Source organism: Pantoea agglomerans, from assembly GCF_021397715.1.
Lineage (GTDB): Bacteria > Pseudomonadota > Gammaproteobacteria > Enterobacterales > Enterobacteriaceae > Pantoea > Pantoea astica.
This window is the reverse complement of the sequence record NZ_CP090207.1, coordinates 3837249-3850155: the sequence shown is the minus strand read 5'-3', so window position 1 is coordinate 3850155 and position 12907 is coordinate 3837249. Positions and strand designations below refer to the sequence as shown.

13 protein-coding genes are annotated in these 12907 nt (G+C 56.4%); 8 read left to right on the top strand and 5 right to left on the bottom strand.

Translation table 11 applies throughout. From position 1 onward, the window contains the following. The first annotated feature begins 73 nt into the window (after positions 1–73). A complete protein-coding gene (locus LZU96_RS18345) occupies positions 74–1405 on the top strand; it encodes a glycoside hydrolase family 28 protein (protein ID WP_233988231.1) in 1332 nt (443 codons plus the stop codon). Between the two features lies 1 nt (position 1406). Here the strand turns inward: LZU96_RS18345 and LZU96_RS18340 are convergent, their stop codons facing one another. After that, on the bottom strand, positions 1407–2477 hold the full coding sequence (locus LZU96_RS18340; RefSeq protein ID WP_262287796.1) for a tartrate dehydrogenase: 1071 nt from the start codon (positions 2475–2477) through the stop codon (positions 1407–1409). Positions 2478–2541: 64 nt separating this feature from the next. Between LZU96_RS18340 and LZU96_RS18335 the strand changes: the two genes are divergently transcribed. Both LZU96_RS18335 and LZU96_RS18330 read left to right on the top strand, forming a co-directional pair. Beyond that, positions 2542–3483, top strand: a complete 942-nt coding sequence (locus tag LZU96_RS18335) for a LysR family transcriptional regulator (protein ID WP_233985523.1) — start codon at positions 2542–2544, stop codon at positions 3481–3483. Between the two features lie 175 nt (positions 3484–3658). Then, positions 3659–4753 carry a YncE family protein gene (locus tag LZU96_RS18330; protein ID WP_233985522.1) on the top strand — a complete coding sequence of 365 codons (1095 nt, stop codon included), beginning with the start codon at positions 3659–3661 and terminating at the stop codon, positions 4751–4753. Positions 4754–4811: 58 nt separating this feature from the next. Here the strand turns inward: LZU96_RS18330 and LZU96_RS18325 are convergent, their stop codons facing one another. The 4 genes from LZU96_RS18325 to LZU96_RS18310 form a co-directional block, all read right to left on the bottom strand. Then, on the bottom strand, positions 4812–5105 hold the full coding sequence (locus LZU96_RS18325) for a DUF1330 domain-containing protein (protein WP_233985521.1): 294 nt from the start codon (positions 5103–5105) through the stop codon (positions 4812–4814). Between the two features lie 11 nt (positions 5106–5116). Continuing rightward, on the bottom strand, positions 5117–5980 hold the full coding sequence (yghU, locus tag LZU96_RS18320; RefSeq protein ID WP_233985520.1) for a glutathione-dependent disulfide-bond oxidoreductase: 864 nt from the start codon (positions 5978–5980) through the stop codon (positions 5117–5119). Between the two features lie 217 nt (positions 5981–6197). Further along, positions 6198–7082: a sugar phosphate isomerase/epimerase family protein gene (locus LZU96_RS18315; RefSeq protein ID WP_233985519.1), complete on the bottom strand. Its 885-nt coding sequence runs from the start codon at positions 7080–7082 to the stop codon at positions 6198–6200. An 18-nt stretch (positions 7083–7100) separates the two neighbouring features. Then, a complete protein-coding gene (locus tag LZU96_RS18310) occupies positions 7101–8144 on the bottom strand; it encodes a Gfo/Idh/MocA family protein (protein ID WP_233985518.1) in 1044 nt (347 codons plus the stop codon). Positions 8145–8479: 335 nt separating this feature from the next. Here LZU96_RS18310 and LZU96_RS18305 point away from each other — a divergent pair, with 335 nt between their 5' ends. The 5 genes from LZU96_RS18305 (at position 8480) to LZU96_RS18285 (ending at position 12906) form a co-directional block, all read left to right on the top strand. After that, positions 8480–9505: a LacI family DNA-binding transcriptional regulator gene (locus tag LZU96_RS18305; protein ID WP_233985517.1), complete on the top strand. Its 1026-nt coding sequence runs from the start codon at positions 8480–8482 to the stop codon at positions 9503–9505. A gap of 150 nt (positions 9506–9655) precedes the next feature. Then, complete coding sequence (locus LZU96_RS18300; RefSeq protein ID WP_233985516.1) at positions 9656–10579, top strand: TIM barrel protein; 924 nt, start codon at positions 9656–9658, stop codon at positions 10577–10579. Between the two features lie 10 nt (positions 10580–10589). After that, positions 10590–11759, top strand: coding sequence for a Gfo/Idh/MocA family protein (locus tag LZU96_RS18295; protein ID WP_233985515.1), 1170 nt, complete (start codon positions 10590–10592; stop codon positions 11757–11759). Positions 11760–12146: 387 nt separating this feature from the next. Next, on the top strand, positions 12147–12665 hold the full coding sequence (locus tag LZU96_RS18290; protein ID WP_233985514.1) for a DUF2778 domain-containing protein: 519 nt from the start codon (positions 12147–12149) through the stop codon (positions 12663–12665). Beyond that, the gene (locus LZU96_RS18285) at positions 12643–12906 is read left to right on the top strand and encodes a hypothetical protein (RefSeq protein ID WP_233985513.1); all 264 of its coding nucleotides are present in this window, start codon (positions 12643–12645) and stop codon (positions 12904–12906) included. The genes LZU96_RS18290 and LZU96_RS18285 overlap by 23 nt, the downstream gene beginning before the upstream one ends. Position 12907: the final 1 nt, after the last annotated feature.

The following is a 12907-nucleotide window of genomic DNA, read 5'->3' as shown; positions in this document are numbered from 1 at the left end:
GGCGACCAGACAAAGGTTTACTGCGCCGCAACGTGCTGCAATTCCTCCTCCTCAATCCTGCGGGAGACGCATGATGCACCTTTCCCTTGCCGATTTTCATCCTGCCGCCGACGGCGAAACGCTGGATACCGCGCGGCTGCAACGCGCTATGGATCAGATTGCCGCGGCCGGTGGTGGCCGCCTGACGCTGCCTGCCGGACGTTATCGCAGCGGCTGTCTGACGCTGCCCTCTGATTTTGAACTGCACCTCGAAGCGGGTGCGGTGTTAATCGCCAGCCAGCGGCTGGCCGATTATCAGCCGGTACAGGCGCTGAGCAGCGCCGAGAAGTCACACAACGTGCTGCTCTACGCCCTGGGCCAGCGCAATATTACTATCAGCGGCACCGGTCGCATTGATGGCGATGGCGAAGCCTGGTTTGCCGCCGAACGTGATGAGCAGGGCTATCGTCTGCCGCGTGCCGACCGCCCGCGTATCCTCGTTTTTGAAGATTGTGAGCAGGTGAGGCTGGAAGATTTCACCATCGTGCAGGCCCCGATGTGGACGGTGCATCTGGTGAGCTGCCGCCATGTGCATATCGATCATCTCACCATCGACAACGCCATGACCATGCCGAACACTGATGCGCTCGATATCGACAGCTGCGAAGCGGTGTTTGTCAGTAACAGCTACCTCAGCGCCGCCGATGATGCTATCTGCATCAAGACCACCCACAAGCCTGCGGCGCTGCGGCGTCCGGCGCGGCAGATTATGATCACCAACTGCCTGCTGCGCAGTTACAGCTGCGCCTTTAAGATCGGCACCGAAACCTGGGATGATGTGGAGGATGTGACGGTGACCGGCTGCACCATTTTCGATTCCAATCGGGCGATTGGCATTCTGTCACGCGACGGCGGGGCGATGCGGCGTCTGCTGTTCAGCAATCTCACTTTTGCCTGTCACCATGCGCCGCCGTGCCACTGGGGTAAAGCCGACCCGCTGTTTATCTCGGTGCGGAGTCGCGATCCGGCGATTGCGCCCGGTATCGTGGAGCAGGTGCAGTTCAGTAATCTGACGGGCGTAGCTGAAGGGGCGATTAACCTGCATGCAGCGCAGCCGGGCTGGATCCGCGATGTGCTAATCAGCCAGGTGCAGCTGCGGCAAAGCGTGGCGCAGGTGGCGCAGGGTCAGTATGACATCCGGCCGCCGTGTAATCCCGATTCACCGACCGGCATGGGGCTGGATAACGCCTATAAGCTCGATCCGAAAACCGGCGAAGCCTTTGGCGTAGAGCGCTATCCCGGCGGTCTGCCGGGACTGTTTGCGCGCGGCGTGGAGAACCTGCAACTGCACAACCTGGCGATCGTGCGGCCGGAGCCGTTACCGCCAGGCTGGCATCCCGACAGCGTGGTGCAACTGCCGGACTAACTCACAGCGCGGCGGCGATGGCACTGCCGAGCTGTTCGGTGCTGGCGCTGCCGCCGAGATCGCGCGTCAGATGCTCACCGGCGGCCAGCGTGCGTTCAATCGCGTCTAACACCGCGTCACCCGCCGCCTTGTAGCCCAGATGCTCCAGCATCATTGCCCCGCACCAGATCTGCCCAATCGGGTTGGCGATGCCTTTACCGGCGATATCCGGCGCGGACCCGTGTACCGGTTCAAACAGGCTCGGGAAGTGGCCTTCCGGGTTGATATTGGCCGACGGCGCGATACCGATGGTGCCGGTACAGGCCGGACCGAGATCGGAGAGGATATCGCCAAACAGGTTGCTGGCGACCACCACATCAAACCAGTCCGGATGCAGCACGAAATTAGCGGTGAGAATATCGATGTGATACTTATCGACGCGAACCTCGGGGAACTGACCGGCCATCGCCTCAACCCGGCTATCCCAGTAAGGCATAGTGATGGCAATGCCGTTCGATTTGGTGGCGGAGGTCAGGTGTTTTTTCGGGCGGCTCTGCGCCAGCTGGTAAGCAAATTTCAGGATGCGATCGACCCCGGTGCGGGTCATCACCGTCTCCTGGATCACCACCTCGCGATCGGTGCCGGGGAACATAGTGCCGCCGACGCTGGAGTATTCACCTTCGGTATTTTCGCGCACCACATAGAAGTCGATATCACCCGGCTGACGGTTGGCCAGCGGCGCTTTAACGCCCGGCATCAGGCGCACCGGACGCAGATTGACGTATTGATCGAACTCGCGGCGGAACTGCAACAGCGATCCCCACAGCGAAACGTGGTCAGGCACCACCTCCGGCCAGCCGACCGCGCCAAAGTAGATGGCATCAAACGCTTTCAGCTGCGGAAACCAGTCGTCGGGCAGCATCTTGCCATGCTGCTGCCAGTAGTCGGCGCTGGCATAATCAAACCACTCCCAGCGCAGCGGAATATTGAATTTTTCCGCCGCCGCATTCATCACGCGGATGCCTTCCGGCATCACTTCTTTGCCGATACCGTCGCCAGGAATTACGGCAATACGATGGATTTTGTCAGTCACAGGGCACCTTTCCGGTTGATGTTCGAATTGTGTACGCAGTATAACTGTCGATTCCGGGGAAATAATGAGCCTGAAACGCAATCCAGTGTTGAATCAAAGTAGAGAATCCCGCACCTCAACCGACGACCTGGCTTTCTTCGTGCGGCTTGCCGCGCTGGACAGCCTGACCGCCGCCGCCCGTGAACTCGGGCTATCGCTGGCTGCCGTCAGTAAACGACTGAGCCAGCTGGAGCAGCGGCTCGGAGTACAGCTGCTGCGTCGCACCACCCGACGGCTGGAGCTGACGCCGGAAGGACGCCGTTATCTGGCGGGCGCGCGTCCGTTGCTGGATCAGCTGGCGGCGCTGGAAGAGGCGGTGAGCGGCGAGACGGCGCAGCTGCGCGGCACGCTCAACATTAACGCCTCGTTTGGATTTGGCCGTCGCCATATCGCTCCCTGCGTGTCGGCGTTTGCCGCGCTGCATCCGCAACTCTCACTGTCACTGCAGCTCACCAGTCAGCCGCTCAATTTTCTCGATGCGCACATGGACATTGATATCCGGGTCGGCGAACCGCCCGACTCGCGGCTGGTGGCGCGAAAGCTCCGCACCAATCCGCGCATTCTCTGCTGCTCTCCGGCCTACGCTGCCCGACACGGCCTGCCAGAGACGGTACGCGATCTGGCGCAGCACAACTGTATTCTGCTGCGCCAGCACGACAGCGATTTCACTCTGTGGCGGCTGACGTGCGGTGAGCAGAGCCTCAGCCAGAAAGTGCGCGGCAGCCTGGTGACCAATGATGGTGAAGTGGCGATGCGGCTGGCGATGGATGGACACGGCATTCTGCTGCGTTCGTGGTGGGATGCGCAGCACAGCATTGATGCGGGCGATCTGCTGCCGGTGCTGCCAGACTGGCAGGCACCAGATGGCGATATTTTCGCGGTCTGGCAGGCGCAACGCCAGCTGCCTGCGCGCATCAGCGCCTTCGTCGCGTTTCTGCAACAGCAACTGCTGCCGGTCGGAGCGTGACGCTGCGATGGCGGACCCGCTACCGGCATACAGTGCAAAATCCGCAATGGCGACGGTAGTGCCGCTGCGTTTACATCTTTTTTTCTAATGCGTATGATTCTCATTCTTTTTGTTCTGAGCCTTCCCGCCGCGCCGCGGTCTGACGGAAGCCGTTCGCCTCTTACTGGAGTTAAGAATGAAAACCTTGTTCAGCCCGCGTAAAGCGGCACTCGTTCTGGCGATTGCCACCACGTTCAGCCTGACGGCCTGTCAGTTCCCGGCGCGAAAAGCAGACACCAGCACGCCTGTCACGCTGGAAACCTCAGGTCAGGGCAAACTGACGCAACGCGAACTGGGTGAAGGCCTGTACGAAATGGCTTATCTGCCCGCCAAAAATGCACTCTATGTGGCCAGCGCGCAGGGCTTCAAAGAGGTCAGCGGCGGCATGATTTATCGGCTGGATGCCACGACCCTGAAGACCACCGGCGAAGGGCATTACGACCTGAAAAACTTCGGTCTGATTAGCGCACCCGACGGCAGCGCGCTCTACACCACCAATTCGCTCGATGGCGGCATCTCACAAATCGATCCGGAAAGCGGTAAGGTGCTGAAGCGCCTGATGTTCAGTGAGAAAAATGAAAAAGGGTTGCCGTTCGGGACGCGGGAAGTTTTCCTGCACGATGGGCTGCTGTATGTCGGCGGCGTAGGCGATCCCGGTCTCATCTGGGTGGTCGATGCAAAAACCCTGACGCTGAAAACCCGCATCAAAAATGCCGGAAAATGGGTCACCGGCATCATCTATTCCCCGGTCAGCGATAGAATTTATGCCGCCAACGGCAGTGGTGAAATCCTGGTGATCAATCCGCGGAATAACAAAATTGAACAGCGGCTGACCGCAGGTGACGGCAAAGAGTATCTGTTCCTCAATATGGCGGAAGATCCGGCGACCGGCCGGCTGTTTGTCACCGATAATTCAAAGGCAAAAAATACGCTGGTGTTCGATGAGCGCAGCGGTAAGGTGATTAAGCGGCTTGATCTGGGGGATTCGCTGGGAATTAAATTCAACGGCAAGCGCAATGAGATCTACATCAGTCAGCGTGAGTCGAAGAAAGTGCTGCAGCTGGATGGCACCACCTATGCAGTGAAAAATAGCTGGTCGTTTGACGGCCATCCCAACAGTCTGCTGGTGTCGCCTGATGGTCAGACACTGTATGTCACGGTGAAACAGGGCTTTAACCCGGATCACAGCAGTCAGGGGCTGGACAGCGTGGTACGGATCGGACTGGAGTAACGGATGCAGGCGGCAGCGTTGCCGCCTGCATATTCAGGGACGCGACGGCGTCCCTTTTTTATTTCTCGACGCCCTGAACCAGGATCGCGCGGTAGTTGGCCCCTTTCAGGCGATGCACTTTGGCTGCCTGATATTCCGGGCTGTCATACCAGGCGTGTGCCGCTTCGCGGGTTGGAAATTCCAGAATCACCACGCCTTCTGCTTCCTGACCTTCCAGCGTTTCCAGCTCGCCATAAAAAGCCAGCGGAGTGATCGGATGATCGCCGCGTGCCTGGCCCGCTTTCTCGGCGTAGATCGCCATTTCATCATCGTTCAGGGTGTTATCACGAATAAATACGACGTAAGCACTCACAGGGTGTCTCCTTAAGCTTTTTTATCCTGGGTCTGGGTATCAAAGTCAGATGCATCATGACGCTCATGCAGCTGATCGGCCGGGTCGCCCATCACACGGTTAACCTTGCGGCCACGGATCACGGCAGGTCGCTGGGCAATCTCTTTCGCCCAACGCACCACATTTTTATAGGACTGCACATCGAGGAACTCAGCGCCACCATACTGGTCGTTCAGCACCAGATTGCCGTACCACGGCCAGGTCGCGATGTCGGCGATGGTGTAATCGTCACCGGCGAGGTAGCGATGGTCCGCCAGCTGGCGATCCAGCACGTCGAGCTGACGTTTGGCTTCCAGGGTAAAGCGGTTGATAGCGTATTCAATTTTCTCTGGCGCATAGTGATAGAAATGGCCGAAACCGCCGCCCAGATAAGGCGCGGAGCCTTGCAGCCAGAACAGCCAGTTCAGCGTTTCGGTGCGTTGAGCCAGATCTTTTGGCAGGAAGTAGCCAAACTTTTCCGCCAGATAGAGCAGGATATTGCCCGACTCGAATACCCGAATCGGCGGCGTGGCGGAGTGGTCACTCAGCGCCGGAATTTTGGAGTTGGGATTCACTTCAACAAAACCACTGGAGAACTGATCGCCTTCGCCAATGCGGATCAGCCAGGCATCATATTCGGCATCAATCACGTTCAGCGCCAGCAGCTCTTCCAGCAGGATAGTCACTTTCTGGCCGTTCGGGGTGCCGAGCGAATAGAGCTGCAAAGGGTGCTTGCCGACCGGCAACGCTTTTTCATGGGTAGGGCCAGCGAACGGACGATTGGTTTTCGCGCCGTTGCCCTTTGCTTCAGGGTCCCAGTTCCAGACTTTTGCGGGCTGATATGCATTTTCCGACATAGTGAAGGTTCGCCTTTGTGTGATGTTTGTCTGGAGTGTAGCAGGTGAAAAAAAGCCGGTTTAACTCTGCTGGCGGTGATCGCGGTCTGACAAATTGTCTGTCGTCCGGGTTATCGGCTGGGGGAGAAGTGAGAGACGACGGGCAAACGGTGCCCGCCGCGCGGACGGCGAGGCGGGCAGAGAAGGGGCAAAGCGCGGCCAGTGGCGGCCAGCGAGGTTATTTGCTCAGTAATTCGCGCTCAATCAGTTCACGGGTTTGTACCGCCTGCACCTTCATTTTCTCCGGATAACCAAACAGCGAGGCGGCGATGATCGGCTCGCCACCGACTTTGTAACTGCGTGTGGCAAAGTGAGTGTCGCGCAGCGTCTGGAACAGCGTATCGAAGTCGACTTCACCTTCGCCGACACCGACATGCTGGTGAATCGTGGCATCAACGCCTGGCGGGTTAACGATGTAGCGGCAATGTTTGGTGTGGTTCATGGTGTCCGCGATCAGCATGTGTGACAGGTCATCACCGGCATACTCCAGCATCGGTTTCACATCGCCTTTGCCTTTGTCATAGAAGAAGGTGTGCGGCGCACTGTAGATATACTTGACGTTATCACTGCGGAACGACTTCACGATATCCACCGTTTCGTTGTTCTCTTCGCAGAAATCCCACGGGTGCGCCTGAATCTCGATGCGGATACCTTCACGTTCGATAATCGGCAGCAGTTCATCCATTGAACGATAAAACATCTCTTCACAAATTTCCGGCTCGTTAGGCGTGCCGGAGAGTTCGGTGTTGATCACCTGCACACCCATCTCAACCGCAATCTCAATCATCCGTTTCCAGTTCTTCACCGCGGCCTGACGGCGGAGTTCGTCCGGACCGGACCAGCGATAGACCACGATAAACGAGGAGATCTCCAGCCCGGTGGCGTTGAGCGCATTCTTATATTCCGTCATGATTTCACGGCTGGCTTTGGGATGCTTATAGAACGGGTTGATCTGCGGATGCGGCGACTGTTCGATATATTTATATCCCCAGTCAGCCACCTGATGGACCATGCGGGTGATGCCCAGGTCTTTGATCACATCCACATCAAAAGCGATTTTCATCTGTCTGCTCCGGAAACATTAAGGTTGCTGTTCTTCATTAAACGTGACGCCGATCTGCTGTCTGACGTTATCCATGATGGCTAAGGTGGTGATTGCCTGATCGAGCGGATGGTTCGGTGAGTCGATCAGGTTCTGCCCGATACACCAGGCGAAGTGGTTGATTTCATGGCACAGTTGCTGATAGCGGTTGGCAGGCTCTTGCCACTGCAGGCTATGGCGTCGATCGCTGGAGGTCAGGCGAAAGTGACCCGGCGCGTAGAACTGACCGTCCAGCACCAGGCTGGCATCGCGCCCGGCAATCACCGCACCGCCTGGCGTGTTGCTGAACAGCGTGGTATTCAGCAGTGACTGCATACCGTGATGATGGGTCAGCAACATTGAGGTCTGGCCGTTTACGCTGCCGCCCGGCACCGGCTGGCCCTGGGCGATGATGCTGTCGGGTGCGCCGCCACCGATAAATACGCTAAGTGCCACCAGATAGCTGCCGAGATCCAGCATCGGTCCGCCAGCCAGATCGTGATTAAAGATGCGGTGATCCGCGGTAAAATATTCGCCATGATCGGCGATCAGCGTATGAACATCGCCGAGCACGCCATCCGCCAGCAACTGACGGATCACGTCATATTTTGGCGCGAAGTTGCACCACATCGCTTCCATGCACAACAGCTTACGGGCCGCCGCCGCCTGCTTCAGCTGAGTCGCCTGCTGCGCATTCAGCGCCAGCGGCTTCTCAATCAGCAGATGCTTTCCCGCCGCGATAGCGCGCAGGCCATCCGGAAAATGGTGGTTATGTGGCGTAGCGATATACACCGCGTCGACATCATCCCGTGCCAGCAGCGCATCCATGCTGCTGGCCGCATGAGCGATTGACCATTTTTCGGCAAACGCCTGCGCTTTGGCCGGGTTGCGTGCTGCCACCGCCGTCAGTTGCTGATCGGTGTGATGACGCAGCGCATGGGCAAAGTGATCGGCAATCCAGCCGGGACCGATAATTCCCCAGCGTAGCGGCGGCAGGGTTCGGGCGTCAGGTAAGCGTGGGGCAGGAAGCGTTGAAGGAAACATAGCCAGTCCTTGTTATCGGTGCAGGGTCCAGTCAGAACCCCACTATAGGAAGCCTGCTGCCACCGCTCTATTGTTTCGATGATGGGATTCCATCATGCGGTTTAGCGTCAGATTGATCCCCGTTTTAGCAAATGCCCGTTTTAAACAGAATCCAAAAAGCAATAAATATTTCATTTTGCGAAGGGGATCAAAATAATGAGGTGTTTCCTATCAAATAAATGAGAGAAAATGATCGGGCCTGCGGCAGCCGTGACTTTCTGGTGCCAGAGCAGCGCAGATATTGTCAGGGAGTTATCCCGTGACGGTAAACGAGAAGTGATACAGGGAGAGGATGGATGTCAAAAGTCACCATGACGGCAATTGCTCACGCGGCAGGCGTGGGGGTTGCGACGGTCGATCGGGTGCTGAACCGCCGTGCGCCGGTGCGAAGCGCAACCGAGCAGAAGGTGCTGGCGGCGGCCCGGCAGCTCGGTTATCGGCTGCCTGCGGCGTACAGCCTGCCAGCGGCGCAATCGGCAGCGGTTCAGTTACGCTTTGGTTTTATCCTGCTGCCGGCCCGTTATTCGTTTTATCAGCAATTGAGTGAAGCGCTGCAACAGCGGGCGCGCGGGCATCAGCCGCCGGGCAGCGAAACCGAATTTCGCTGGCACGATATTCACGAAGTGGAGGCGGTGGCTCGCTCTCTGCGCCAGCTGGCTCAGTGTTGTGATGTGATTGGCCTGGTGGCGCTGGATCATCCGCTGATTCGTCACGCGATTCAGGATGTGTCGCGGCTGGGCGTGCGGGTTTACGCGCTGTTGTCAGATTTCTCGCCCTGTGAGCACGCCGGTTTTATCGGCATTGATAACCAGAAAGCGGGGCGCACCGCCGGATGGATGGCACAGCACCTGTTGCGGCAGCCGGGATGCGTCGGCGTGCTGCTGGGCGACCATCGCTTTACCTGCCAGGAGCGCTGTGAGATCAGCTTCCGCTCTTACCTGCGCGAGTCGGGCGTCAGTCAGCGGGTACTCGAACCGTTAAAAACCCACGAATCCAATGAGGGCGGCTATCAGGCAACCCGGCAGTTACTGGCGGCGCATGACGATCTGGTGATGATCTATGCGCCCTGCGGCGGCATTGAGGGCGTGGTACAGGCCCTGCGTGACAGTGGACGTCGCCAGATTGATCTGCTGTGCCACGGTCCGCTACCCGGCGATGAACTGGCGCTGATTGACGGCACGATATCGCTGATGCTGCGCCATCGGCTTGATGTGATGGCCGATGTGGTGATCGCCACATGCCTGAACGGCGGTACGGAACAGCGCGATCACTTTGCTCAGGTCACGCTGCCGTTTGAGGTGGTGACGCGGGAAAACCTGTAAAATCCGCCAGATAGAGCGGTTATGATAAAAAACTATCATGAAATGAAATATTTAAACGCGATCCCTATCAAAAAATGAAACTTTCATTGTTGTCTGGGATGAAATTTTTATTTGATACTGCCTGCGATCCTTACCATAAAGGCAGATATCATGACCCTACATATTGCAAACGCGCCCTGCAGCTGGGGCGTTGACGATCCGAATAATCCGTTTCTGCCGCCCTGGCAGAAAGTGCTGACCGAAGCCGCCCAGGCGGGTTACCGCAGTATCGAGCTGGGACCCTGGGGCTATTTGCCCACCGATCCCGAAGAACTGACCCGGCAGCTTAATGACCATCAGCTGTCGCTGGTGGCGGGCACGCTTTTTGATGACTTAGTCAGCGAAGCGCATTTTCCCTCGCTGGTGACGCTGACGCATAACCTGTGCCGCAACCTGGCGCGGGTGCCGACCGCCGCGAAAAGCCACTCAACCAATGCGCCAGCGCCTTACCTGGTGATTATCGATTTCGGCAATCCGCTGCGGGCGAAATATGCCGGTCAGTCAGACAAAGCGCCGCGACTCTCCGATGAGGCGTGGCAACGCATGATGCAGCACATCACCACGCTGAGTCAGATCGCCTGGCAGGAGTATGGCGTGCGGCCGGTGATCCATCCGCACGTCGGCGGTTATATCGAGTTTGCTGATGAACTGGCACGGCTGGTGAATGATATTCCGCATCAGGTCGCTGGTTTATGCCTTGATACCGGCCATCTCTACTATGCCGGTATGGACCCGATTGAGGCGCTGCAACGTTACTGGACGCGCATCGACTACCTGCATTTCAAAGACGTTAATCATGCGCGCTGGCGCGACGTGATTACCCGCGGGCTCGACTTTTTTAGCGCCTGCGCTGAAGGCGTGCTGTGTCCGCTGGGGCAGGGCGCGATCGACTATCCGACGGTGCGCGCGCTGCTGGCCGAACGTGACTATCAGGGCTGGATCACCATCGAACAGGAACGTGACCCACGCCAGGCCGACACCAGCCTGGCTGATGTCACCGCCAGCCTGAACTACCTGCGCTCAATCGGATTCTGAGGACAACATCATGATTAACGGTAAAAAAGCACTGAATCGCTCACTGCGCTGGGGCATGGTCGGCGGCGGCGGAACCAGCCAGATTGGCTATATCCACCGTTCTGCGGCGCAGCGCGATGGCAACTTCTCGCTGCTGGCGGGCGCCTTTGATATCGACGCCGCGCGCGGGCGTGAATTTGGCAATGCGCTTGGTGTGGCATCTGAACGCTGTTATCCCGATTACGCCAGCCTGTTTACCGCAGAAGCGGAACGGGAAGATGGCATTGAAGCGGTCTCGATTGCCACACCCAACAATACCCATTTCGCCATTTGTCGGGCAGCGCTGAACGCCGGACTGCATGTGGTGTGCGAGAAGCCGCTCTGCTTCACCGTCGAAGAGGCGGATGAGCTGGAACGGCTGAGCCGGGAGAAGCAGAAGGTGGTCGGCGTGACCTACGGCTATGCCGGACATCAGCTGGTCCATCAGGCGCGCGAGATGATCGCTGCCGGTGCGCTGGGTGAGATCCGCATCGTCAATATGCAGTTTGCGCATGGCTTCCACAATGAGGCAGTCGAGTTGCAAAGCGAAAGTACCCGCTGGCGGGTCGATCCGCGCTTTGTCGGGCCAAGTTATGTGCTGGGCGATCTCGCCACGCATCCGCTGTTTATCGCGGAAACGATGCTGCCGCAGCTGAAAGTGACACGGCTGCTCTGTTCACGTCAGAGCTTTGTCGCTAGCCGCGCACCACTGGAGGATAATGCCTTTGTGATGATGGAATATGACAACGGGGCGGTTGGTACGCTCTGGGCCTCAGCGGTGAATGCTGGCTCAATGCACGGACAGAAAATTCGGGTTGTCGGCTCAAAAGCCAGCCTGGAGTGGTGGGATGAGCAACCGAACCAGCTACGTTACGAAGTGCAGGGCGAGCCGGTGCGGATTCTGGAGCGCGGCATGGGCTATCTCAGCCCGCGCGCGCTGGAAGAGGACCGCATCGGCGGAGGGCATACTGAAGGTTTATTTGAGGCCTGGTCGAATCTCTATCGGCGCTTCGCGCTGGCGATGGATGCCACCGATCGGCGTGACAGCGCCTTCCTGCAGGATTTCTGGTATCCCGATGTGCATGCCGGATTAATGGGCGTGCGCTGGGTGGCGCAGTGTGTGAAATCCGCGGATGCCGGCGCGGTGTGGGTCGATTGCTGAAGTGAGGCGTGGATCGCACCGTCGATGGCGGGTTCATCGCCCGGAAACGCAAAAACCCGCCAGAGGCGGGTTCTTTGAAGATGGTTTGCCGACTATCAAAACAAGCGTTTTATATTTATGTTCATGAAAATAATATACTTTAATTTGTCCAGCTAACTTAATTAACCTTGTCCGTTATTGTGTATTCATTTAACTGTTTTTAGTAAGGAGTGAAGGTTACGTATAAAACTTCAATGATTGTTTTTATTTTAAATGGGAAATAAAAAACTTCTTAATTCTAAAGTGTTTTATTAAAAGAATCTTGTGGAAATTAACTGTTTATCTTGATCGTATAATAAATCACCTGTAGCATAAGCACACATAAAGTGTAAGGATATAAGGTGCTTTATGGCATTACAAGGAAAGATGTTTTTGAACGGTGCTGATTATGCACCTTTCAATCTGTATGGTGTTGGTGTGTTTATGGCTTTTTCTGGTAATGGCATTTACCGAAACAAAGGGGCCTGCGGTGCCATTAAAGGTGATGGCCCATTACCACCGGGTAAATACTGGATAGTTGAGCGTGGTTCTGGAGGGTTCTTCTCAAGAAGAAAAGCAGAAGTTCAGGATACATGGAACAAAATTCGGCATGGAGCTACCTTTGGTCGTGATGAATGGTTCGCTTTATACAAAGATGACTGGGGTATTGATGATGGCACCTGGATAGATGATGTTTACCGTGGATTATTTAGGCTTCATCCGGGAACAGTATCCGAAGGGTGTATAACTATTGCACACAACTCAGATTACGCACTAATTAGAAATGCACTCCTTAATACTGCTCCGATACAGGTACCTTGCATGCGTTCCCTTATGGCTTGTGGCTGGGTTGAGGTCGTCGCTAATGGCTCAAACACTTGCCCGTAGGGCTGCGAAAACAGTATTTTTTATTATGATGATGATTGCTGTAGCTCGGATTCTTGGTAATCCTGAGATCTACATTAATCACACCCTCGCAAGTAAATTAGCTCTGTTTATTTGTGGTGATGTAAATGCAGAGTCGATTTATGATGCTTATTTTTATATCGATATTGTCTCTGTTTTAACAATCACTACGGGGATATACGTGATAGCAATAAAGCTGATCGGTAAAATAAGGAAAGAATAAT